Consider the following 23,267-nt stretch of genomic DNA (forward strand, 5'->3'; position numbering starts at 1 on the left):
GATTTTAATGACTTTAACATCGAATTTTAGTTAAGATTAGAATGCGGATAATTTCACAGATTTGAAGTCGGAATTAGCTGTGATATGATGAGTTTTAGCCGATTAACCATCATTCATTAGACAAGTAGTTTATAATAAAACTATCATCAATTTATTTTTGGAGGAATGCGTGTGGCACAAGAAAATTCACGACGTGAGAGTCGCTTTAATAAGACGCGCTTTTTCTTTCTTATTAAGGGGCTCATTGTTGGATTATTAGCCGGTATTGTGGTGAGTCTCTTCCGATTGTTAATCGAAAAGAGTTTAGCACTTTCGGTTAATCTATACCAACGTGCGCAACAGGCGCCAAGTCTCTTGCTGGTTGTGTTAGCGATTAGCGTGGTGTGCGGTTTAATCGTCGCCCATTTATTGAAACAGGAACCGAACATCAGTGGTTCGGGGATTCCACAAGTTGAAGGCCAATTAGCGGGCGAATTCGACTTGAAGTGGTGGTCGATTCTTTGGCGAAAATTTGTTGGCGGTCTTTTGAGTCTAGGTCCGGGTTTGTTTTTAGGGCGTGAAGGGCCTTCCATTCAACTCGGCGCGGCGGTCGGTCAAGGCGTCGCTGAAAAGCTACATAATAAAGGGACCGATCGACGATTGTTGATTGCCGGTGGGGCAGCTGCGGGTTTATCTGCCGCTTTCAATGCGCCGATTGCCGGCACGTTATTTGTTTTAGAAGAAATCTACCATAACTTTTCACCGTTAGTTTGGCTGACGGCGTTGACGAGTGCGTTAGCGGCTAACTTTGTGTCGTTAAACTTTTTTGGATTAACGCCGGTTTTACATATTGCGTACACCAAGAGTTTGCCGATTAATCAATATTGGCATTTGATTGTGCTCGGGATTATTCTGGGCTTAGCCGGTTATTTGTATCAAAAAGTGTTGTTATGGATGCCGCAAGTTTATGCGCAGCTTAAATTACCACAACGTTATCGGGGATTAGTGCCGTTGATTTTAGTCATTCCGATTGGGTATTTTTGGCCCACCATTTTGGGCGGCGGCAATGCGGTGATTACGCAATTAGGCCAGCAGATTCCCAGCTTAAAAATCGTGATTGCCTTATTAGTGATTCGGTTTGTTTTTTCGATGATTTCGTATGGTTCCGGTTTACCGGGTGGGATATTTTTACCGATTCTGTCATTGGGGGCTTTAATCGGGGCGGTTTACGGGTTAACGATGATGAAATTAGGGTTATTGGCACCAAATTACGTGGTTAATTTGATTATCTTTTCAATGGGTGGTTATTTCGCCGGCATCGGGAAAGCACCGTTTACCGCGATTTTATTGGTGACCGAGATGGTTGGTTCACTAACGCATCTGATGCCATTGGCGATTCTGTCGTTAATCGCGTATGTGGTGGTTGATTTAATGGGTGGTGCACCAATTTATGAATCGCTATTGCAACGGTTAATTGGCAAAGTGTCGCCGCAAATTGAAGGGTATAGTGATCGACTAGAGGTGCCGGTTTTTGTGGGCGCACCATTGGAAGATCGCCAAGTACGTGAATTGGATTGGCCAAAAGCCAGTTTATTGATTGCAATTCGCCGGGGGGAATCCGAGTTAATTCCACATGGCGATACGTTAATTCGGGCGGGGGATACGCTCGTAATTTTAACCAAACACCAATTGCGCGCGTCGGTGAGACGGCAGATTGAATTGGCGGCGCAACAGTTGCAAGAAATCGATGAAAATCTAGTGAAATAATTGATAAAAATGTGGTGTCTGATTACTTTTTATGCTAAAGTATTAAAAGACAGTGTAGATAGAAAGGTAGGGGTTAGGTTGGAAAATCTTTTCCTGAACTTATTATTAATCGATTCAATCTTGATTGTAATTGCAGTCATGATGCAACCAAGTAAACAGCAAGATGCTTTGAGTGCGTTATCAGGCGGTGCTGGTGATTTATTTGGTAAACAAAAGGCACGGGGCTTTGAAGCTTTCATGCAAAAAGTCACAGTTGTCCTAGGCATTTTATTCTTCGTCTTTGCGTTAGCGTTGGTGTATCTTTCATCACACTAATTTAACAGGCGGATCGAATTCTAATAAGAACGTTGATGCGGTCTCCTGTTGAATGGCAGGAGACCTTTTTAAATGAATTTTGCCGGTAGGAGGCCGTGGTATGCGTTATCGATTACCAGAACCCTATTATTTTGAACAAGGCCCAATTGGCATCGTTTTGCTACATGCTTATACCGGTAGTGCGAATGATGTCCGGATGTTAGGCCGTTTTTTAGAAAAACAAAACTGGTCCGTTTTAGCACCGAATTTTGCGGGTCACGCGACGTTTGAACCGTTGGATATTTTAAATGGCGGCAATGTCACGCTTTGGTGGCAAACAACCGTGACAGCGATTCAGCAGTTAAGCAAGGCCCACAAAAAGCCCATCTTTGTTTTCGGGTTATCGTTAGGCGGGCTTTTTGCTTTGCGAGCACTTGAATCAATGCCGGAAGTAGTTGGCGGTGGCGTCTTTAGTACCCCGGTTTTAGAAGGCACTTCGGATAATTTAGCCCCATTATTTCAACAGTACGCCCAAAAAATTTATCAAATGACGGCCGTTAGTCAGTCGTTACAAACCGCTAAGTTAGGCCAGATTCAACAACAATTACCGCAGCAATTGGCGCAAATCCAACAGTTTAGCCAGTTGGTTCAAACCGATTTAAATCAAATTGGCCCGAAACCCGTTTTTATTGGGCAGGGAGGCCACGATCAAGTGATTGATCCCAATCAAGCTAAACAATTGCAACAACGGTTGACCGACCTAGGTAGTCCAGTCGATTATCATTGGTACGCTGAGGCCGGGCACGTGATTACAGTTGATACCGCGCACCATCAATTAGAAGCAGACGTAACGGCGTTTATTAAGCGCTTTGAAAACAAGAAAGAGGTGTTGATATGACACAAGTTGAACAGATGAAATCAGCCATTATGGCCATTTTCGCCGCAGATGAAACGCAACAATTAAACGTATCAGAAATCAGTGAACGGATTGGTGTCAGTGGTTCACAAGATTTTAAAGACTTAGTTAAAGTGATGGCCGATTTAGAAGCCGCTAAAACATTAAACATGGATGAAGCCGGCAAGTTTAGAATGCCAGCCACTCAACGCCGTGTTGAAGGGGTTTTTCATGCAAACGAACGCGGTTTTGGGTTTGTTTCACTCCCCGTTGATAATACGGATCCCGATATCTTTATTGCACCACCCAATACCAATTTTGCAATGAACGGCGATACCGTTGAAGTTGAAATTGTTAAAGAGGCCGAAGAAAATAGTCGTCGGGGACCTGAAGGCAAGATTGTCAACGTCATTACTCGTGGGATTGAAGAAATTGTCGGCGAATTTATGCCTTATTCCGATATTCAAAAAGAAAAAACCGGTTTGATTGGTTACATTCAAAGTCACGCCAAAAAATTGAGTACTTATTTAATTTATTTAACGGACAATGGGTTACATCCTCAAAAAGGCGATATGGTTCAAGTCGATATTACGAAATACCCAAGTGTTGAAGCCCCCGGTCAAATGCGTGGGATTGCCAAACAAGTTTTAGGCAATAAAAACGATCCTGGTGTCGATGTCTTATCGATTGTTTATCAACATGATATTAAAACAGACTTCCCTGAAGAAGTTCGGTTACAATCTGAATCCGTACCGGATACGGTTTTAGAATCCGATAAAGTTGGGCGCAAAGATTTAACGAACCAAGACGTGGTGACAATTGATGGCGACGATTCAAAAGATTTCGATGACGCGGTTAATGTCCGTAAATTAGCGAATGGTCATTTTCATTTAGGCGTGCACATTGCCGATGTCAGCTATTATGTAACGGAAGGCTCACCACTGGATGTTGAAGCGCTAGAACGTGGGACGAGTACTTATTTAACGGATCGTGTGATTCCAATGTTACCTTTCCGATTATCAAATGGGATCTGTTCTTTAAATCCAGATGTTGAACGTTTGGCTTTAACGTGTGAAATGGAAATTGACGAACACGGTCAAGTCGTTGAACACCACATTTTCCCAAGTGTGATTAAATCAACTGCTCGGATGACTTACAATAACGTCAATCATATTTTAACGGATCAAGATACTGATCTTCGTCAACAATACGCGGCCTTAGTCCCAATGTTTGAAGATATGTCTGAATTACACGAAATTTTATTGAAGAAACGCCATAACCGCGGCGCAATTGATTTCGAAGAAGACGAAGCTAAGATTATCGTGGATGAAAACGGTAAAGCAATTGACATCGAATTACGTTCACGCGGGTTATCGGAACGGATGATCGAATCATTCATGTTAGCTGCCAATGAAACGGTTGCTGAACATTACAGCACGGCTCATGCGCCATTCTTATACCGGATTCACGAAACACCAGATAGCGAAAAGATGAAGAAATTCTTTGAATTCATCACGGCTTACGGCATTCAAATCCAAGGATCAAGTCAAAAAGTGACACCAATGATGTTACAAGAAGTCTTGACGCAAATTGAAGGTCAACCAGAACAACCCATCATTACAACGATGTTATTGAGAAGTATGCAACAAGCACATTATTCAGACGAATCATTAGGCCATTTTGGTTTAGCGGCTGAATTTTACACGCATTTCACATCACCAATTCGTCGTTATCCCGATTTAATGGTTCATCGTTTAATTCACGAATATGCTAAAAATGGCATGACAACTGAAGAAAAGGCGAAGTGGGAACCTAAACTAGCCCCAATCGGTGAACAAACTTCAATCGAAGAACGTCGCTCAATTGATACTGAACGGGAAGTCGTTGATCTTAAAAAAGCTGAATTTATGTTAGATAAAGTTGGCAATGAATACGATGCCGTCATCAGTTCAGTCACTAGCTTTGGGATGTTCATCGCCTTACCAACCACGGTTGAAGGGCTTGTGCACATTTCACAGATGAAAGACGATTACTACAGCTTTGTTGAGAGTCAATTAGCTTTAGTTGGCGATCGGACACACAAGATGTATCGAATTGGCCAACCCGTTCGAGTGAAGGTTGCAAATGTTGACCTCGATGCGCATTCAGTTGATTTTGAACTCTTGAAGACCGAGGACGTTCCCTTGGCTTCTGCTGAGATATTGAGTAAAATAGAACCAAGACCTAAGCGGCCAATGCGTCCACGTGATAATGAAAAGAGTGGCGACAAACGCAATCGTCATTTTGACAATAAAAAGAATAACGGTCGGCGCCCAGCGCCAGCCAAAGATTCACAAAAACGTACTTTTAAAAAGTAGGTGATTAAATGGCAAAGAAACATCCGCAAAAACCAGCAAACCTGATTGCTCAAAATAAAAAAGCTGGTCATGATTACAGCATTTTAGAAACATTTGAAGCCGGATTAGTGTTGACTGGGACCGAGATTAAATCGGTTCGTAAAGGTAAAATTAATTTACGGGATGGATTTGCCCGGGTCCGCAACGGTGAAGCTTACTTAGAAAACGTCCATATTAGTCCCTATGAACAGGGCAATCAATTTAATCATGATCCACTACGGAATCGTAAGTTATTATTACACCGTAAAGAGATTGATAAATTAGTGGGTATTACTAAGAATAAAGGCATCACGATTGTCCCGTTAAAGGTCTATTTAAAACATGGTTTTGCGAAGGTGTTAATTGGGGTTGGTCAAGGGAAACATGAATATGACAAACGCGAAACACTCAAACGCAAAGAACAAGATCGTGAAATGGCTAGAGTGTTAAAAAATCGATAAGCAACCGATTAAAACTCGTTGAACCTGAATTCTAGGTTGACGAGTTTTTTTGTCCAACTGCACACAAATACCGGTTATTTTTAGAGGTAACGGTTTGAGTGGTCAATTATCAAGTAGGACTAGCGTCGGTTAAAGTTTAAATTTATTACACAAAAAATATAAATGTCGTTAAACTGTAATATAACGTCATGAATCTGAAATCTAGTGGGGGCGCTTCTTGGGTATAATCGACTCTGGGTTATGAATGGAGGAGTTTAACAAGATGCGATTTAAAAAACTAGCGTTGATTGTTGTTACAGGATTAGTTGCAATGGTAACGATGGTAACATCTGTTAGTGCTGCTAGCTTGAGTGAATTAAAAGATCAAGAAAGTAGTACACAAAAAGATATTTCAGAAACAAATTCAAAGATTCAGGTGACGTTAACGAGTGTCAACGCACAATATCAAAAGGTTGATCAATTAAAAACTAAAATTGCTGATAATGAAACCAATATTACAAAGAGTAAGCAGGTCTTAAAAAAGCAAACGGTCTTATTAGCAAAACGTGAAGGTTATGCTAAAGAGCGGCTACAATCATTACAGCAAAGTGCTGATGATCGCAACGTCGTTAACGCGTTGTTGTCAGCTGATTCATTAAGCGACTTTTTTAACCGGGCATATGCATTGACGGTGCTCCAAACGGCTGATAATCAAAATATGGACGAATTGGTCCAAAGTTACCATGATATGAAAGTCGTCCAAGAACGGTTAGAAACCAGTAAGACTGATTTAGACCAAGAAAAAATTCAATTAGACCAACAAACAACTGAATTACAAACGCAAATTGATCAGATGAAGACTAATTTAAGTCAAAGTCGGGATAAATTAGCTAAGATTGCGCAAGAAAAGAGTACTGAAGAAGCCAAAATTGCGGCTGAAAAGGCAGCGGCTGCTAAAGCTGCAGAACAAGCCAAAGCTGCTGCAACAGTGACTAAGGCAACGACTGTTGATACAAGCAACAGCGATACTGCCGCTAAGCAACAGGCTAGTTTGGCCGATAAAGCGAGCGGTAAGGCTGGTCAAACAATTCAGGTTCAAGCAACTGCCTATTCAATTGCAACGCCAGGTATGGGCCGTTACGGCGCAACTGGGATTGATTTAATGAAGAACCCGAACTGTATTGCGGTTGATCCAAGTGTCATTCCGCTTGGGTCATTGGTGATGGTGCCAGGTTATGGTTATGCCATTGCGGGTGATACCGGTGGTGCGATTAAAGGTCACATTATTGATGTTCATTTTCCAACAGTCGGCCAATGTGTTAGTTGGGGTCGCCGGAGCGTCGCAATTACGATTGTGCAATAATTAAAATAAATCACGATTAAACGACAATCAGATTTCTGATGTCGTTTTTTTGATGGAGACTAAGTACTTGCATCTGTTAATAAAACATGCTATTACTTACTAGAGACTCGTAATGAATTCGCTTTAATGATGGAAAATAGTGTGAAAACAGGTTTGATTTCATTAAGAAAAAATAAATTTTTTTATTAAAATTAAAGGCCATTTTCATGATAACACTGATACAGCAAGGTTTTTATCTTTGAACTTACTTATCTGTTTTGTAAATGAGCTGTAAAGTGAGTTGAAATATATCTTTTAATGCTATAAACTATTAATATCGCTTTAAGTCATAATTATTACCAATTGTGTCATTTTTGATAAGAATTATAATCGAAGCTTATCGAATAAGTGCGGGAATAAAGATTCGAAATCGATAATCCTTTTTAAGATTATTGGGCTCAGAATTTTGTAGGAGGAAGAATATGGATGTAGTAGACAAGTCCGATTTAATCGGCAGCACGTGGTCAGATTTTATGGAATTTGCGGGGTTATACCGCTGGTTAATTAATAACTTAAGTGAATGTATGAGTAAGGAAAGCCAGAAATATGGTTTGTCTTTTGATCAATTTTTAGTCATGCACGAAATTCAAAATGCTAATAATGAAACAACAAATAGTGCTTTAGCTGATAAGATGCAAGTTAGTCGTTCTGCAATCTCGCGTCAATGCCGTTCATTACGGAAGATGGCGTTCATTGCTGAACAATCTGATGAAAATGATCAACGAATTCGTCGTGTTCATTTAACGGATAACGGGATGCAAGTTTATCGTCATTTATTATTCTATTACCTTGATCTATATAACGATCTAAAAGAAGAAATTGGTGAAGATAAGGTTGAAGCAACCATTGGTCAAAGTAAAGAAATCTTTGAACGTATGGTGACCATCAACAGCAACCGACCCGAAGCTAAATAAAGTGCCATAAAAAAATCCGATTAATCCTGAGTTTGGGACTAATCGGATTTTTAATTGGTATCTTGATTGATAAAGTTATGTGATTTTTTGTAACGCGAATCAGTATCGGTCGATGGCTATCTTTGATAGAATAGGGATAGTGGTTTGACAACAAGGAGGAACAAAATGAGTTCTCAAAAAAAATTATTATTAATTGATGGTAACAGTGTGGCTTTTCGCGCCTTTTTTGCAATGCATCAAGCGTTAGATCATTTTACCAATCAAGACGGGTTACATACTAATGCGATTTATGCGTTTAAAAATATGCTTGATATTATTTTGAAAAAAATTGAACCGAGTCACGTGTTAGTGGCATTCGATGCGGGCAAGACGACTTTTAGAACGGCTGAATTTAGTGATTATAAAGCGGGCCGCTCTAAAACGCCGCCCGAATTATCAGAACAGTTTCCGTACATTCGAGAATTATTGAGTGCGTATGGGATTCAATCGTATGATTTAACTAATTTTGAAGCGGATGATATTATTGGCACGTTGGCGAAAGAAGCCGAGGCAGCCGGTTTTGCCGTTGATATTGTCACTGGTGACCGCGATTTAACCCAGTTAACGACTGATAAGACGACCGTTAACATTACGGTTAAAGGTGTCAACGAAATCGAAGCCTACACGCCAGAGCACGTGCAAGAAAAGCTGGGACTATTGCCGAGTCAGATTATCGATTTAAAGGGTTTGATGGGTGATACTTCTGACAATTATCCGGGCGTCACTAAAGTGGGTGAAAAAACGGCGTTAAAATTGCTGGCTGCTCATGAGAGTATCGAAGGGGTCTACGAGCACGTCGATGAAATGAAAGCTAGCAAGTTAAAAGAACATTTAATTGAAGATCGTGATCAAGCGTTTATGAGTAAGATGTTGGCCACGATTCGTCGGGATGCGCCGTTAACCATCGGTATTGATGATCTCGCTTATAATGGTCCGGATTTAGAGACCTTAATTGCGTTTTATCAAGCGATGAATTTCAAATCATTTTTGAGTCAGTTGAACGTCACTTCAGAAGAAGCCGTGCCAGTTGAATCGTATGATTACACGGTTTTAACCAATGATAATTTAACGCTTCTTTCTGAATTAACGGGTACCGCTACATTTGGGATTGAAATGTTAACGGACAATTATCATACGGCCGAGATGGTTGGTTTCTACGTTGGTACGCCAAAACACTGGTACGTCAGCGATGATGTGGCTTTATTAGCAGAACCGATTTTTAAAGATTGGTTGGAAGATACTGACCAAACCAAAGCCGTATTTGATGTTAAACGGAATCAAGTGGCGGCTAGTCGCTTAGGGATTGAATTGGCGGGGGTTGAATTTGATTTATTGCTCGCGTCGTACTTATTAAATACGACCAATAATAGTAATGATTTAGGAACGCTCTCTAACTTACACGGCTACCAAAACGTGCAAACGGATGAACAAGTTTACGGTAAAGGGGCTAAACGGGCGCTACCTGAAGAACTAACCACGTTCTATCAGCATTTAGTTCAAAAGGCGGCTGCGATTAATCAATTACAACCCCAATTAGTCGCTCAGTTAAAAGAACATCAGCAATTTGATTTATTTACCGATATGGAATTGCCGTTAGCGCTGGTTTTAGCGCGGATGGAAATTACTGGGATTAAAGTGGATGCCAGTTGCTTGCAACAAATGGGTGCCGAATTTATTCAAACCTTAAAGATCTTGGAAGAAAAAGTTTATGCCGAAGCTGGGGAAACCTTTAACATCAACTCTCCTAAACAGTTAGGGGTCATTTTATTTGAAAAAATGGGCTTACCAGTGATTAAGAAAACCAAGACGGGTTATTCAACAGCGGTTGATGTGCTTGAACAACTTCGCAAAGATGCGCCGATTGTTCAAACCATTTTGGATTATCGCCAGATTGCCAAGATTCAATCGACCTACGTCGAGGGCTTATTGAAGTCGATTCACCAAGACAATAAAGTGCATACGCGTTATTTACAGACTTTAACGCAAACGGGCCGTTTATCGTCAGTCGATCCTAACTTGCAAAACATTCCAGTCCGGGTGGCCGAAGGACGTAAGATTCGCCAAGCATTTGTCCCTAGTCAACCGGGTTGGCAACTATTTTCTTCTGATTATTCCCAAATTGAATTGCGCGTTTTAGCCCATATTTCGGGTGACGTTAACATGCAAGAAGCCTTTAAGGAAAATCGGGATATCCATGCCAATACAGCGATGAAGATTTTTGGCTTAACCAGTGCGGACCAAGTCACGCCGGATATGCGACGTCAAGCGAAAGCGACGAACTTCGGGATTGTTTACGGGATTAGTGACTACGGGTTATCACAAAATATTGGGATTACCCGTCAGCAGGCTAAGAGCTTCATTGAAGCCTATTTTGAACAATATCCGGGTGTCCAACAGTTTATGGTCGATATTGTCAAAAAAGCGCGTGAAGAAGGGTACGTTGAAACCCTCTTTCACCGTCGTCGGTATTTACCAGATATTCACGCTAAAAGCTTTAATCTACGGTCATTTGCTGAACGGACTGCGATGAATACGCCCATTCAAGGTAGTGCGGCCGATATTATCAAAGTGGCCATGATTTTGATGCAACAAGAATTAACCAAGGCTAACTTACAAGCTAAAATGTTATTACAAGTCCATGATGAATTGATTTTTGAAGCACCAGAAGCAGAAATACCAATCCTACAAAAATTAGTGCCGAGTGTGATGGATTCAGCGGTTAGTTTAGCCGTGCCACTGAAAGTCGAAAGTGGCTTTGGGCCCACTTGGTATGACATTAAGAAATAAGGTGGAAAACAATGCCAGAATTACCAGAGGTTGAAAATGTCCGGCGTGGATTAGCGGAATTAGTCATTGGTAAAACCGTCAAAGACATCCAAATTTTATGGTCTAAAATTGTCGTTAATCCTGATGAAGTCTTTTTAGACGGCTTAGTGGATCGGCAAATTACCGGTGTCGATCGGCGGGGCAAATATTTATTGATTCGATTTGATCACGATTTAACGGTCGTTAGCCATCTGCGGATGGAAGGTAAATACGAAGTGGATGATCAAAGTGCACCCGTCACCAAGCACACCCACGTGATTTTTGAGATGACTGATGGGACGCAATTACGTTATTTAGACACGCGTAAATTTGGCCGGATGCAGTTGATTGAAACCGGCCAAGAAATGACGGTTGCTGGGCTGAAAACCTTGGGCCCCGAACCGACACCGGCGACGTTTGACGTGCACCAGTTTTATCAAGCGTTACAAAAACACCATAAAGCCATCAAACCGTTATTGTTGGATCAAAAAGTGGTGACCGGCTTAGGTAATATTTATGTGGATGAAACATTGTGGTTGAGCCAGATTCATCCGGAAACACCGGCTGATTTATTAACGCAAGCGGAAGTTCAAAAACTCCACGATGACATCATTACTGAATTGCAATTAGCGATTAATAGTGGGGGCACCACCGTCAACACCTTTTTGAACGCGACCGGACATGCTGGTGCCTTTCAAGAGATGTTACATGTCTATGGTAAAAAAGGGGAACCGTGCGAACGTTGTCAGACGCCGATTGAAAAAATAAAGGTCGCCCAACGTGGCACTCACTTTTGTCCGCATTGTCAGATTAGAAAAGAGGCGCGTTAATGACCTATTTTTTAGGGTTAACGGGCGGGATTGCGACGGGCAAATCGGCAGTTTCCACCATTTTTAAGACGTTGGGCGTACCGGTGATTGATGCGGATCAAGTGGCCCATCAAGTGATGGCGGAAAATCAAACGGTTAAAGAACAAATTGCCTCCACTTTTGGGGACTCGTTAGTGATTGATGGTCAGGTCGATCGTCACAAATTAGGCCAACTCGTTTTTGGACAACCGACAGCTTTAGCGCAGTTGAACGCGATTACCGCACCGGTTATTCGCCAGGCCTTGATTGCACAGATGGCCGCGATTAAGCAAGCCTCAGTTGTGGTGGTTGATATTCCGTTGTTGTATGAACAAGGGTACGCCGAATTATTTGATGGCGTGGCTGTGGTCGCTGTCTCACATGCGACGCAATTAGCACGGTTGATGGCCCGTAATCAGTTAACAGCTGAAGCGGCTGAATTACGAATCAATAGTCAGTTGTCGTTGGCTGAAAAGCGAGCGCGGGCCGATTTTATATTAGAGAATGAAGGGTCGTTAGCAATACTGCAGGCGCAAATTAATAGTTTATTAACGAAAATCACTGATTAGTTAAAAAATCCCGACTAAATTAAACTTTGGTCGGGATTTTTGACGATTCAACATTTAGTGAATTTGCGTGTTCATGGTATAATAACTAGGATAAGATGGGTTTATACTAAACTAAAATAAAAGCTTAATTTAAGAATAGAAGGTGTCACTATGTTATGTCCGCATTGTCATCAAAATAGTTCACGGGTGATTGACAGTCGACCAACCGATGAGGGGCGAGTTATCCGTCGTCGTCGTGAATGCGAAAACTGTCGCTTCCGGTTTACGACGTTTGAACGCGTTGAACAAACACCATTACTAGTCATCAAGAAAAACGGGACGCGCGAAGAATTTAATCGTGATAAGTTATTGCGTGGGTTGATTCGGGCGGCTGAAAAGCGGCCGGTTACCATGGAACAAATGACGGAAATCGTCGACGATGTCGAAAATAAAATTCGAGCATTAGGTGAAAATGAAGTGTCGTCACAAGCAGTCGGTGAATACGTGATGGCACTATTGCCAGAAATCGATGAGATTGCCTATATTCGTTTTGCCAGTGTATATCGGCAATTCAAGGATATGAATGTCTTCATGAAAGAATTACAAGACATGATGAAAAAAGAAAAAGCAAAAGAATCAAAATAAGGAAAGGACGTTTTTATGGCTGATGCATTTGATTTTTTAAGTCCAAAAGACGGCTTTTTGGTGACGAAAGCAAACTACTTAACTGATTTCGACCAAACGGTGGTGACGTATTTGTATCAACCGTTGATGGGTGCCGTTGCCTATAGTCTTTATTTGTTATTGTGGAGCCAAGTGAAGGATGTTGCGAGCCAACATCAATTTCAAACCCACGCAACGCTATTGAATTTATTGAGTGTCGATTTACCAGCGTTCTATGACGGCCGCAGTAAATTAGAGGCATTAGGCTTAATCCGGACGTATCAAAAAAATGGTGAAGCAGGCCGCCAATTGGTTTATGAACTATACGCGCCAATGAAACCAAATGTTTTTTTTAAAGACGATCTATTGAGCGTTGTGTTGTATGAATCGGTTGGCGAGAAGCGGTTTATCGAATTGCGGGAGCGGTTTAAGCTCCAACCGGTACGTTCACAAGATTATAAAGAAGTCAGTAAGAACTTTTTAACCGTCTTCCACGTTCAAAATGACCATTTGCTAAATACACCAGATGGCGTGGCAGAAACGAAGAGCCTTTATCAGCAGAAATCGCCGAATAAACCTAGTTTTAGCGCGCTTGAGTTACAGACGTTTGATTGGGAACTGTTGCAAGATGTGTTAGGGCAACGGCAGATTTCACCCGATGAAGTGCTACGCAATGAACAACGGTTATTTAATTTACATTATTTCTACGGCTTAGACGAAATAACCCTCGCGAACTTAATGGGCACGACGATGGATGCCAGAGACAATACGTTGAATATGGAGGCGCTTGAACAAAATGTTCTGGGCAACTATACGCGCCGCCACGCCGCTCAAAATAAAGTAGCGACTGATTCTAAATATACCTTAAGTGAATTACAAAAGCAGGGGCAGCAGGCCAAGTTTAACGAACAAGAAATGCAGTGGTTAACAGACAGCCAACGCTATCTACCGGTCGATTATTTGAACGATTTAAAGCAGAAAAAACACGGCTACGTCGCTAAAAATGAAATTCGGGCACTAAAAGATTTGCAAGGACGCTATATTTTTAGTAACGATGTGCTCAACATTTTAGTGGCGTACATTACTGAACGTTATGAAGGGTTAACGCAAGCCTTGTTGGACCGGATTGCTAATCAATGGGCGCAAAAAGGGGTTCAAACGCCGGTTGATGCGATTCAGCAGATTCGTCAGTTCCAAACGGCGCAAACTGATAAAGCGAAGACGAAACAAAATAATCGTTATCAAACAAAACCGACGAAACAAGAAACCGTGCCGAAGTGGGCGCAACCCGATTATCAGGCACCCAAGGAAACAACAACTAAGGCCGATCAGAATCAAGTCGATCAATTGCTCAAAAAAATTCGTGAAGGGCGGGGAGAATAATGGAAGATATGAAAAAAGGACTCATCGAACAGATGAATCGTCGCCAGTTAAACCAACGTTTCAATCAATTGGTTGAATCCGCCTTACAAGATCCGGATGTGCAAGCTTTTATTGAGGCGAATCAGGATCGGCTGACGCAGGAAACAGTCACGCGGAGCGCCGCTAAAATCTACGAATACGTTAATGAAAAGCAGAAATTAGCCAACGGGCAAACGACGTTAGCGCCCGGATACGCGCCTAAGCTGGTTTTAATCAATCATTTTATTGATGTGAGTTATGAACCAACAGCCTCGCTAATGAAGCAGCGGGAACAACAAGCTTTAAAGGCCCGGGTTAAATCGATTAATATGCCTAAAGATATTGTGGATGCCAATTTAGCCCAATACGATATCAATGAGCGTAAGTTACCATTAGTGACGGCGCTACAATTTATTGAGGATATCAAAAACGCCCCAACGATTTACCACCAAGGCTTATACCTATGTGGTAAATTCGGGGTTGGTAAAACTTATCTGCTAGGCGCTTTAGCCAATGAACTCGCGTTAGACGGATTCGAAACCACCTTGATCCATTTTCCGACCTTTGCGGTTGAAATGAAAAATGCGATTGGTCAAAATAACGTGCTAGATAAAGTTAACGTCATTAAAAAAGCGCCAATTTTGATGATTGATGACATTGGGGCCGATGCATTGAGCGCGTGGATTCGGGATGAGGTGCTTGGAATCATCTTGCAATATCGGATGCAAGAACAATTACCGACTTTCTTCAGTTCCAACTTTACGATGGACGAACTCGAACAACATCTAACCACCAGCCAACGGGGGGACAATGAACCGGTCAAAGCCGGGCGGATTATGCAACGAGTTCGTTATTTGGCTAAAGAGGTCGAAGTATCCGGCCATAATCGTCGGTTAAATTAATCTGATTAGGGGTTGCATAACGCCGATGAAAGTGGTTTAATGAATTTAATCAATGATAAAAGACACCTATTGAATGCAGGATTGATCAGAGAGAAAAACAGCGCTGAAAGTTTTTCAAAAGTACATTTAATGGACCACTTTTTGAGAGTTATCGTAAGATCGGGTCGTTACCGTTAAAGACGCTAAAGCTGGAGTTCAATTATTTTTGAGCTCAAGATGGGTGGAACCGCGAAATCAATTCGTCCCTGAGGTACATTTTTATATGTATCTCAGGGACTTTTTTTATTGTTGATAACCAAAAATAAAGGAGTGTCAAAAGATGGCAGAAATTCAATTAACGTTTCCAGATGGTGCTAAGAAGACTTTTGAACAAGCAGCTAGTTTATTCGATGTTGCGAAATCAATTAGTACAAGCTTAGCTAAAAAAGCAGTTGCTGGTAAATTCAATGGTGAAGTGGTCGATTTACACCAACCACTTTTAGAAGATGGGGCTATTGAAATCATCACCAAAGATGATGAAGCAATCAGCTTGAAGGCAATTTGGAATACCGCTGCGTTTGTTTTGGCAGCTGTTTTAAACCAACGTTATCCAGAAATGCAATTTGGTGAAGTCAACGCTACTGAAGATGGTTTCTTTTATGATACCGACAATGAAAACGGCCAATTAGCCGTGACTGATTTACCCGATATTAAAAAAGCAATGGCCAAATTGATTCAATCAGGTGAAGCCATTCAACGTGTGATGATGGCTAAAACCGATGCCAAAGCTTTATTTGCGGGCCAAACTTATAAATTAGCATTATTAGATAAAGTTGATGCTGATCAAGTACTCATTTATCAATTAGGGACTTATTCAGACTTTGCTTTAGCACCAATGTTGGCGAAAGTCAGCGATGTTAAATTCTTTGAACTATTATCAGTGGCCGGTGCTTATTGGCAAGGTAAATCAAGCAACCAAATGTTACAACGGGTTTATGGGACGGCTTATCCGAAACAAGCTGAATTGGAAGCTGATTTACAACGTCGTCAAGAAGCGAAAGAACGCGATCACCGGGTGATTGGGAACCAATTAGACTTATTCTTCGTTGATCCTAAGGTCGGGGCAGGCTTACCTTACTGGTTACCAAACGGAGCCACTATTCGACGGACAATCGAACGCTACATTATCGACAAAGAAGTCGCTAATGGTTACGAACCTGTTTACACGCCAATCTTAGCGAACCTTGATTTATACAAACAATCAGGTCATTGGGATCATTATCGTGAAGACATGTTTCCACCAATGGACATGGGTGATGGTGAAATGCTTGAATTACGCCCAATGAACTGCCCTTCACATATCCAAGTTTACAAACATCACCCTCGTTCATACCGTGAATTACCAATTCGCTTAGCTGAACTTGGCATGATGCACCGTTATGAAAAATCAGGGGCCTTATCAGGTTTACAACGGGTTCGTGAAATGACTTTAAATGATGGGCATACTTTTGTTCGTCCCGACCAAATCAAAGATGAATTTAAATCAATCTTGAACTTGATGATTCAAGTTTATGCTGATTTTAACATCAATGATTACACCTTCCGTTTGAGCTATCGTGATCCTAAGAATACTGAAAAGTACTTTGACGATGACGAAATGTGGAATAAGGCGCAAGCAATGTTAAAGGGTGCTATGGATGATTTGGGCTTGAACTATGTTGAAGCCGAAGGCGAAGCAGCCTTCTACGGTCCTAAGTTAGATGTTCAGACGAAGACGGCCACTGGCAATGAAGAAACATTGTCAACGATTCAATTAGATTTCATGTTGCCAGAACGTTTTGAACTTGAATATGTCGGCGAAGATGGTGAAATGCACCGTCCAGTCATGATTCATCGTGGCTTAGTGTCAACGATAGAACGTTTTACTGCTTACTTAACAGAAATCTACAAAGGCGCTTTCCCAACTTGGTTAGCACCAACGCAAGCTGTGATTATTCCCGTTAAGAATGATTTGCACTATGAATATGCTAAGGGCGTTAAAGATGCTATGGTTAAAAAGGGCTTACGGGTTCGGATCGATGATCGCAACGAAAAAATGGGTTATAAGATTCGTGAAGCCCAAACAAGCAAGATTCCTTATACATTAGTTGTTGGGGATCAAGAAATGGCCGAAGCAACGGTCTCGGTTCGTAAATACGGTGAAGACAATGCCGTCGAAGAAGCCTCAGACATGTTTGTTAATGCGATTTTTGCTGAAGTTGGCAATTACAGTCGTGATGGTAAGAAACACGCAAGTAAAGTTAATCTATAATTAATAATAAGCGTTTAAATCACCGTACAGTATGATAATCAGTCAACTATAGGTGTGGTGTAAGCTATTAAAAGAGTCATCATTTCTAATTAGGAAATGATGACTTTTTTGATAGCGGGAATGATATTAAATGATCAATTAATTTTAGCAATTAATAAGGACTAAAAACGAGTGGTCTTTAATACTAGTTTAGGTTAAATTGAATATTATTAATGAAATTAACGATTTATAAGTTGAATTGGTTGTGCACAACCATAAAAGCGCTATAATGGAATTGTAAACGATTACACGATCGATGGAGGTCTTTAAAATGGCAAATAATCAATATGTAACAAGTTCAGCAGAGAAAGCACTCAATATTATCAATCTATACGAACTAGAAGAAGATGCTGGTAAAGTGATCCCACAAGATGGCTACGGCTATATTTACAGCGGCGCAGGCGATCTCTATACGATTAAAGAAAATATTGCCTCATTCAATCATAAATATATTGTGCCCCATGTTTTAAGAGACATTGAAAATCCGGACACGAAGACTGAAATATTTGGCGATCAACTGACATCACCAATCATCATGGCCCCCGTTGCAGCGCACAAGCTAGCGAATACGCAAGGTGAAGCTGCCACGGCAAAAGGAATTGCCGATTACGGCTCAATTCTAACGATGAGTTCATTTGCCTCAGCAAGCATTGCTGATATGGCGGATGCGGCCCATGGTGGCCCACAATGGTTCCAACTCTATATGAGTAAAGATGATGACATTAACCGTAAAATCTTAGATGAAGCGATGGCTCATCACGTTAAAGCGATTGTTTTAACGGCGGATGCAACCGTTGGTGGTAACCGGGAAACTGACAAGCGAAATCATTTTACGTTCCCAGTTGGCTTACCAATTGTGGAAGACTACCAAAGTGGTGTCGGTCAAACGATGGACGTGGTTTATAAATCAGCTAAACAAAGCCTAAGTCCTAGAGACGTCAAATTTATTTCTGATTACACGCATTTACCAGTCTTCGTAAAAGGGGTGCAAACGGCAGAAGATGTTGAAATTGCTCTTCAAGCGGGTGCTAAAGGGATTTGGGTGTCAAATCACGGCGGTCGTCAATTAGATGGTGGACCAGCGGCGTTTGATTCATTGCAAGTGGTCGCTAAAGCCGTGAATAAACGGGTGCCAATCGTCTTTGATAGTGGTATTCGTCGTGGCCAACACGTCTTTAAAGCGTTGGCATCAGGGGCTGACATCGTGGCCATTGGTCGGCCAGTGATTTACGGATTAGCCTTGGGCGGGAGCCAAGGGGTCAAGAGTGTCTTTGATTATCTCCAAACTGAATTAGAACTTGTCATGCAACTCGCTGGGACCCATAATATTGATGAAGTGAAGGCCACACAATTACTCGATAATTTATATGGTAATTAAAGCTTGACTTCATAATCTAATCTCGGTATACTAATGTCTGTTGAGAAATAAAGCAGAAGTTCCCGCTTCTCGCCTAAGTAGACACTTGATGTCTCTGGGCTGATAGTTTCTAATTCGGACGAATTAAGTCATTAGAACGCGCGGGCCTTTCTGTTGAAAGGGCCCGTTTTTTAGTGCTTAGCTGCATTTTCTCTTTAAACTTTATGGAGGTGAAAGTCATAGCAAAAGATTTGATGGTTAACGATGGTATTCGTGCACGAGAATTGCGTTTAATTGATCAAGATGGCGAACAACTTGGTATTAAGAGTACTCAAGATGCGATCGCATTAGCTGAACAAGCTAATATGGATGTCGTTTTGGTGTCACCAAACGCAAAACCACCCGTTGCTCGTATTATGGACTATGGTAAGTATCGTTTCGAGCTTCAAAAGAAACAACGTGATGCTCGTAAAAAGCAGAAAACCATTAACCTCAAAGAGGTTCGTCTTAGTCCCACAATTGAACAGAACGATTTTAATACTAAGTTGAACAATGCACGTAAGTTCCTTGGCAAAGGCGATAAAGTGAAAGCTTCTATTCGTTTTAAAGGTCGAGCAATTACGCATAAAGAAATTGGTCAACGCGTATTAGAAAGACTTGCTAAGGAAACAGCGGACATTGCGAAAGTAACTGCACGTCCTAAGATGGATGGCCGTAGTATGTTCTTAATGTTAGAACCGCTTAAAGACCAAAAATAAAAACCTGTTTCTGATTCATTAGGAGGAAATATCATGCCAAAATTTAAGACACATCGTGCTTCAGCAAAACGTTTTAAACGTACCGGTAATGGCGGTTTAAAACGCGCCCATGCCTATACTAGTCACCGTTTCCACGGTAAGAGTAAGAAACAACGTCGTCAATTAAGAAAATCTGGAATGGTTTCAAATAGCGACATGCGTCGGATCCGTCGGATGTTAACAGGTCTTAAATAGACATCTGAACGTCAGTAAAAATTAGATCAGTACAACAACGCATTGACGTTGTTTGTTATTCAAGGAGGAATTTCTTATGCCACGTGTTAAAGGTGGAACAGTGACGCGCAAACGTCGTAAAAAGATTTTAAAATTAGCCAAGGGTTATCGCGGCGCTAAACATTTATTATTCAAATCAGCAAATACTCAAGTAATGGTTTCATACCGTTATGCTTTCCGGGATCGTCGTCAACGTAAACGTGACTTCCGTAAATTATGGATTACTCGTATCAACGCTGCTGCACGTTTGAATGATATTTCATACAGCCAATTGATGCACGGCTTACGTTTAGCTGAAATCGATATGAACCGTAAGATGTTAGCTGATTTAGCGGTTAATGATGCTGCTGCATTTACATCAGTTGTAGATGCTGCTAAAGCTGCATTAAACAAATAATTAGTTATTAAGCTATTCAAAAAGGCTTCGTATTCTATTTAGAATATGAAGCCTTTTAAATTAGCTAAAATTAAGTGATTAACGTGAAATGATGATTTTACCAGGGGCGTGATGAGTGGCTAATAATTGATGTGCGGTAATCACGCCGTCTAAAGTGAATGGTAACGTTTCGTGAACGGTCACGTGGATTAATCCTTGATCGATTAATTCACTTAAATCTTGAAGGGCCGTTAAAGACGGTTGGTCCTTACGTGGATAAACCATTTGATAGGTGACATCGGCTAATTGCTGGTCCTCAGTTGGTAAAATGGTGGTGCTGGCAAAATAGCCATTCGGTGCAATTAATTGATTGAGTAATTGGGTTGATTCAGGATTCTGGCTCGTGTTGACGCCAATTTTAATTTGACGGTTAATTGTCGCTAATGATTCTGGTGCGTCGTAAGCCAGAATATGTTGGACGCCAAATGATTCTAGATATTCGCGATTGCGACTGTGCGCAATGGCGGTCACGTCTAGATGAGCCGCTAAGGCGAGTTGAACGAGTAAATTACCTACAGCACCACTAGCACCCATAATCGCGATTGAATCGCCATGTTTGAAATGCGTAAAGTTCATGAGCGTATTGTAGGCCGTGATGCCAGCGGTTGGTAAACCCGCGGCTTCAGCGATACTTAAACTAACGGGTTTACGAATAATCTTATTCGTCGAAGCCGTTACAAATTCGCTGTAGCCACCCAGACTGCGATGGTTAATCACGATTTCACCGACACGGTAGTCATCAACGGCGCTGCCTAGTTCGACAATTTCACCGACGACATCTGCGCCTAGGAAAATTGGGAATGGCAATGGACGTACGGTTTGTTGATTGCCACTCCGTAAAAGTGCATCGTAGGGGTTGATCCCGAAAGCCAACACTTTAATGAGGACCTGTTGTTCTTTAGGAACTGGTACTGCTTGTTCAAAGCGTTCAAAAACGGTTGGATCACCAAATTGATTAAAACCAAATTTTTCCATAACAACACATCCTTTACAATTTCTTTAAACGTAACAGAAAGCGGTTTAAAAGTCGACTAGTTTGACTTATTACGGGCTTTTTATCGAATAATCGGGGATTAATGAGTCTGAAATAATTAATTGTAGACAGGTGCAATTTAGTGGCAAATACCCTATAATTAACCAGTGACTAGATAAAAGGAGACAATGCATGTTAAATAACTTTAAACCAACCTGGATGGTTAATGCAATTTACGACTTAACACCAGCCCAATTACAGGCCCATGGGATTAAAGCTGTGTTGACTGATTTAGACAACACACTAATTGCCTGGAATAATCCAAACGGGACACCGCAATTAAAAGCGTGGTTGGCCCAACTAGAAGCTGCTGGCATTCCGGTAATGGTCGTTTCTAATAACAGCCATCAACGGGTTGAACGTGCGGTAGCGCCCTTCAACTTGCCCTTTATTTCACGGGCGAATAAACCACTTGCGGGCGGGATTACCAAGGCACATCAACAATTGGGATTATCACGGCACGAAGTCGTGATGGTCGGCGATCAATTGATTACGGATATGCATGCGGGCAACGTCGCTGGCGTGCGGACCATTTTAGTGAAACCCATTATCGATAGCGATGCTTGGAATACGTCAATCAATCGATTCTTTGAAAAATATATGATGCAACAACTCTTGAAAAAAAATACTGACTTAACATGGCGGGAGGATTTAAATGACTGATTCAATCGAAGAACAAACACAAGAAGAACTATTTTGTATCGGCTGTGGTGCAAAGATTCAAACAACGGATAAAAATCAATTAGGGTACACGCCTAGCTCAGTCCTAAAAAAAGGATTGGAAACAGGCCAACTTTATTGTCAACGTTGTTTCAAATTACGTCATTACAACGAAATTAGCGATATTCAATTAAGTGATGATGACTTTTTAGCTTTATTAAACCAAATTGGTGATAGTGACGCTTTAATCGTCAACGTGGTGGATATTTTTGATTTCAACGGGAGTATTATCCCTGGGTTACACCGATTTGTCGGTGACAATCCCGTGATTCTGGTTGGGAATAAAGTGGATATCTTACCAACCGCTTTGAATCCGAATAAGATGATTAATTGGATTCAAAAAGAAGCGAAAGAACAAGGTTTACATCCCATTGAAACGATGTTGATTAGTGCTAAAAAAGGCAATTCGGTCGACGAATTATTAGCCTTGATTGATCGCGAACGCAAAGGCCGCGATGTCTACGTTGTTGGGGTGACTAATGTTGGTAAATCAACGTTAATTAACCGGATCATCAAACAGACGAACGGTATGCAAGACGTGATTACAACGTCACAATTCCCAGGCACAACGTTAGACCGGATTGAAATTCCATTGGATGACGGCCATGCTTTAATTGATACACCAGGGATTATCCACGCCCAACAAATGGCCCATTATTTACACGACAAGGATTTACGCTTGATTGCCCCTCAAAAACAAGTTAAACCTAAAGTTTATCAATTAAACGCGGGTCAAACATTGTTTTTAGCAGGCCTTGCACGTTTTGATTTCATTCAAGGCGACCGGGCTGGTTTCGTGGGTTATTTCGACAATGAACTTTACATTCACCGGACTAAATTGGAAAATGCGGATGATTTTTACGGCAAACACTTAGGTGATTTATTGCAGCCACCACATCCAGAAGATTTAGCGGATTTTCCAGAATTACACCGTTACGAATTTTCGACAAAGCAAAAGAGCGATTTGGTCTTTGCCGGTTTAGGTTGGATTACATTACCCGCAGACGTCGTTGTCGCTGGTTATGCGCCTAAAGGGGTTTCGGTCATGATTCGTAAAGCACTTATTTAATAATCAGAAAGAGGTTGAAC

General features: G+C 41.4%; 21 protein-coding genes. 20 read left to right on the forward strand and 1 reads right to left on the reverse strand.

Annotated elements, in window-relative coordinates; translation table 11 throughout:
- Positions 1-171: 171 nt before the first annotated feature.
- From ACVPPQ_RS07960 to rplT, 18 genes are all read left to right on the forward strand, one after another.
- Positions 172-1,746 (forward strand): ClC family H(+)/Cl(-) exchange transporter, encoded by a 1,575-nt coding sequence (locus ACVPPQ_RS07960; protein WP_463493855.1) that lies wholly within the window; start codon positions 172-174, stop codon positions 1,744-1,746.
- Positions 1,747-1,824: 78 nt separating this feature from the next.
- Complete coding sequence (secG, locus tag ACVPPQ_RS07965) at positions 1,825-2,061, forward strand: preprotein translocase subunit SecG (RefSeq protein WP_025083169.1); 237 nt, start codon at positions 1,825-1,827, stop codon at positions 2,059-2,061.
- Between the two features lie 100 nt (positions 2,062-2,161).
- Positions 2,162-2,938, forward strand: a complete 777-nt coding sequence (locus ACVPPQ_RS07970) for an alpha/beta hydrolase (protein ID WP_463493857.1) — start codon at positions 2,162-2,164, stop codon at positions 2,936-2,938.
- Positions 2,935-5,292: a ribonuclease R gene (gene rnr / locus ACVPPQ_RS07975; RefSeq protein ID WP_463493859.1), complete on the forward strand. Its 2,358-nt coding sequence runs from the start codon at positions 2,935-2,937 to the stop codon at positions 5,290-5,292. The genes ACVPPQ_RS07970 and rnr overlap by 4 nt, the downstream gene beginning before the upstream one ends.
- A gap of 8 nt (positions 5,293-5,300) precedes the next feature.
- Complete coding sequence (gene smpB, locus ACVPPQ_RS07980) at positions 5,301-5,771, forward strand: SsrA-binding protein SmpB (RefSeq protein WP_025083171.1); 471 nt, start codon at positions 5,301-5,303, stop codon at positions 5,769-5,771.
- Positions 5,772-6,033: 262 nt separating this feature from the next.
- On the forward strand, positions 6,034-7,113 hold the full coding sequence (locus ACVPPQ_RS07985; protein ID WP_463493861.1) for a 3D domain-containing protein: 1,080 nt from the start codon (positions 6,034-6,036) through the stop codon (positions 7,111-7,113).
- A 461-nt stretch (positions 7,114-7,574) separates the two neighbouring features.
- Complete coding sequence (locus tag ACVPPQ_RS07990) at positions 7,575-8,066, forward strand: transcriptional regulator, SarA/Rot family (RefSeq protein ID WP_025083173.1); 492 nt, start codon at positions 7,575-7,577, stop codon at positions 8,064-8,066.
- Positions 8,067-8,231: 165 nt separating this feature from the next.
- A complete protein-coding gene (gene polA / locus ACVPPQ_RS07995) occupies positions 8,232-10,892 on the forward strand; it encodes a DNA polymerase I (RefSeq protein WP_463493863.1) in 2,661 nt (886 codons plus the stop codon).
- Positions 10,893-10,903: 11 nt separating this feature from the next.
- On the forward strand, positions 10,904-11,740 hold the full coding sequence (gene mutM, locus ACVPPQ_RS08000) for a DNA-formamidopyrimidine glycosylase (RefSeq protein ID WP_463493865.1): 837 nt from the start codon (positions 10,904-10,906) through the stop codon (positions 11,738-11,740).
- On the forward strand, positions 11,740-12,327 hold the full coding sequence (coaE, locus tag ACVPPQ_RS08005; RefSeq protein WP_463493867.1) for a dephospho-CoA kinase: 588 nt from the start codon (positions 11,740-11,742) through the stop codon (positions 12,325-12,327). The genes mutM and coaE overlap by 1 nt, the downstream gene beginning before the upstream one ends.
- 150 nt (positions 12,328-12,477) lie before the next feature.
- Positions 12,478-12,951, forward strand: a complete 474-nt coding sequence (nrdR, locus tag ACVPPQ_RS08010; RefSeq protein WP_025083175.1) for a transcriptional regulator NrdR — start codon at positions 12,478-12,480, stop codon at positions 12,949-12,951.
- A 15-nt stretch (positions 12,952-12,966) separates the two neighbouring features.
- Positions 12,967-14,352 (forward strand): replication initiation and membrane attachment family protein, encoded by a 1,386-nt coding sequence (locus ACVPPQ_RS08015; protein ID WP_463493869.1) that lies wholly within the window; start codon positions 12,967-12,969, stop codon positions 14,350-14,352.
- Positions 14,352-15,272, forward strand: a complete 921-nt coding sequence (dnaI, locus tag ACVPPQ_RS08020) for a primosomal protein DnaI (RefSeq protein ID WP_025083176.1) — start codon at positions 14,352-14,354, stop codon at positions 15,270-15,272. The genes ACVPPQ_RS08015 and dnaI overlap by 1 nt, the downstream gene beginning before the upstream one ends.
- 319 nt (positions 15,273-15,591) lie before the next feature.
- Entirely contained in the window at positions 15,592-17,562 is a 1,971-nt protein-coding gene (gene thrS, locus ACVPPQ_RS08025) for a threonine--tRNA ligase (protein ID WP_463493871.1), read from the forward strand.
- A 310-nt stretch (positions 17,563-17,872) separates the two neighbouring features.
- Positions 17,873-18,979, forward strand: coding sequence for an alpha-hydroxy-acid oxidizing protein (locus tag ACVPPQ_RS08030; RefSeq protein ID WP_025083903.1), 1,107 nt, complete (start codon positions 17,873-17,875; stop codon positions 18,977-18,979).
- A gap of 233 nt (positions 18,980-19,212) precedes the next feature.
- Entirely contained in the window at positions 19,213-19,716 is a 504-nt protein-coding gene (infC, locus tag ACVPPQ_RS08035; protein ID WP_035439254.1) for a translation initiation factor IF-3, read from the forward strand.
- A gap of 33 nt (positions 19,717-19,749) precedes the next feature.
- Positions 19,750-19,950 (forward strand): 50S ribosomal protein L35, encoded by a 201-nt coding sequence (rpmI, locus tag ACVPPQ_RS08040; protein WP_025083905.1) that lies wholly within the window; start codon positions 19,750-19,752, stop codon positions 19,948-19,950.
- Positions 19,951-20,026: 76 nt separating this feature from the next.
- On the forward strand, positions 20,027-20,386 hold the full coding sequence (gene rplT / locus ACVPPQ_RS08045; protein WP_025083906.1) for a 50S ribosomal protein L20: 360 nt from the start codon (positions 20,027-20,029) through the stop codon (positions 20,384-20,386).
- Between the two features lie 78 nt (positions 20,387-20,464).
- Here the strand turns inward: rplT and ACVPPQ_RS08050 are convergent, their stop codons facing one another.
- Positions 20,465-21,400 (reverse strand): NADP-dependent oxidoreductase, encoded by a 936-nt coding sequence (locus ACVPPQ_RS08050; RefSeq protein ID WP_463493874.1) that lies wholly within the window; start codon positions 21,398-21,400, stop codon positions 20,465-20,467.
- A 190-nt stretch (positions 21,401-21,590) separates the two neighbouring features.
- On the opposite strand from ACVPPQ_RS08050, the gene ACVPPQ_RS08055 reads away from it, so the two are divergent.
- Both ACVPPQ_RS08055 and yqeH read left to right on the forward strand, forming a co-directional pair.
- A complete protein-coding gene (locus ACVPPQ_RS08055; RefSeq protein WP_056950288.1) occupies positions 21,591-22,121 on the forward strand; it encodes a YqeG family HAD IIIA-type phosphatase in 531 nt (176 codons plus the stop codon).
- Positions 22,114-23,247 (forward strand): ribosome biogenesis GTPase YqeH, encoded by a 1,134-nt coding sequence (yqeH, locus tag ACVPPQ_RS08060; RefSeq protein WP_025083908.1) that lies wholly within the window; start codon positions 22,114-22,116, stop codon positions 23,245-23,247. The genes ACVPPQ_RS08055 and yqeH overlap by 8 nt, the downstream gene beginning before the upstream one ends.
- Positions 23,248-23,267 lie beyond the last annotated feature (20 nt).

Source organism: Latilactobacillus parafuchuensis, assembly GCF_055271665.1.

Coding starts and splice junctions, on each gene's coding strand:
- ACVPPQ_RS08030 (WP_025083903.1), top strand. CDS start 17,873: ATGGCAAATAATCAATATGTAACAAGTTCAGCAGAGAAAGCACTCAAT.
- ACVPPQ_RS08055 (WP_056950288.1), top strand. CDS start 21,591: ATGTTAAATAACTTTAAACCAACCTGGATGGTTAATGCAATTTACGAC.
- coaE (WP_463493867.1), top strand. CDS start 11,740: ATGACCTATTTTTTAGGGTTAACGGGCGGGATTGCGACGGGCAAATCG.
- ACVPPQ_RS07970 (WP_463493857.1), top strand. CDS start 2,162: ATGCGTTATCGATTACCAGAACCCTATTATTTTGAACAAGGCCCAATT.
- ACVPPQ_RS08015 (WP_463493869.1), top strand. CDS start 12,967: ATGGCTGATGCATTTGATTTTTTAAGTCCAAAAGACGGCTTTTTGGTG.
- polA (WP_463493863.1), top strand. CDS start 8,232: ATGAGTTCTCAAAAAAAATTATTATTAATTGATGGTAACAGTGTGGCT.
- ACVPPQ_RS07990 (WP_025083173.1), top strand. CDS start 7,575: ATGGATGTAGTAGACAAGTCCGATTTAATCGGCAGCACGTGGTCAGAT.
- nrdR (WP_025083175.1), top strand. CDS start 12,478: ATGTTATGTCCGCATTGTCATCAAAATAGTTCACGGGTGATTGACAGT.
- ACVPPQ_RS08050 (WP_463493874.1), bottom strand. CDS start 21,400: ATGGAAAAATTTGGTTTTAATCAATTTGGTGATCCAACCGTTTTTGAA.
- dnaI (WP_025083176.1), top strand. CDS start 14,352: ATGGAAGATATGAAAAAAGGACTCATCGAACAGATGAATCGTCGCCAG.
- thrS (WP_463493871.1), top strand. CDS start 15,592: ATGGCAGAAATTCAATTAACGTTTCCAGATGGTGCTAAGAAGACTTTT.
- yqeH (WP_025083908.1), top strand. CDS start 22,114: ATGACTGATTCAATCGAAGAACAAACACAAGAAGAACTATTTTGTATC.
- infC (WP_035439254.1), top strand. CDS start 19,213: ATGGTTAACGATGGTATTCGTGCACGAGAATTGCGTTTAATTGATCAA.
- ACVPPQ_RS07985 (WP_463493861.1), top strand. CDS start 6,034: ATGCGATTTAAAAAACTAGCGTTGATTGTTGTTACAGGATTAGTTGCA.
- rnr (WP_463493859.1), top strand. CDS start 2,935: ATGACACAAGTTGAACAGATGAAATCAGCCATTATGGCCATTTTCGCC.
- mutM (WP_463493865.1), top strand. CDS start 10,904: ATGCCAGAATTACCAGAGGTTGAAAATGTCCGGCGTGGATTAGCGGAA.
- rpmI (WP_025083905.1), top strand. CDS start 19,750: ATGCCAAAATTTAAGACACATCGTGCTTCAGCAAAACGTTTTAAACGT.
- rplT (WP_025083906.1), top strand. CDS start 20,027: ATGCCACGTGTTAAAGGTGGAACAGTGACGCGCAAACGTCGTAAAAAG.
- smpB (WP_025083171.1), top strand. CDS start 5,301: ATGGCAAAGAAACATCCGCAAAAACCAGCAAACCTGATTGCTCAAAAT.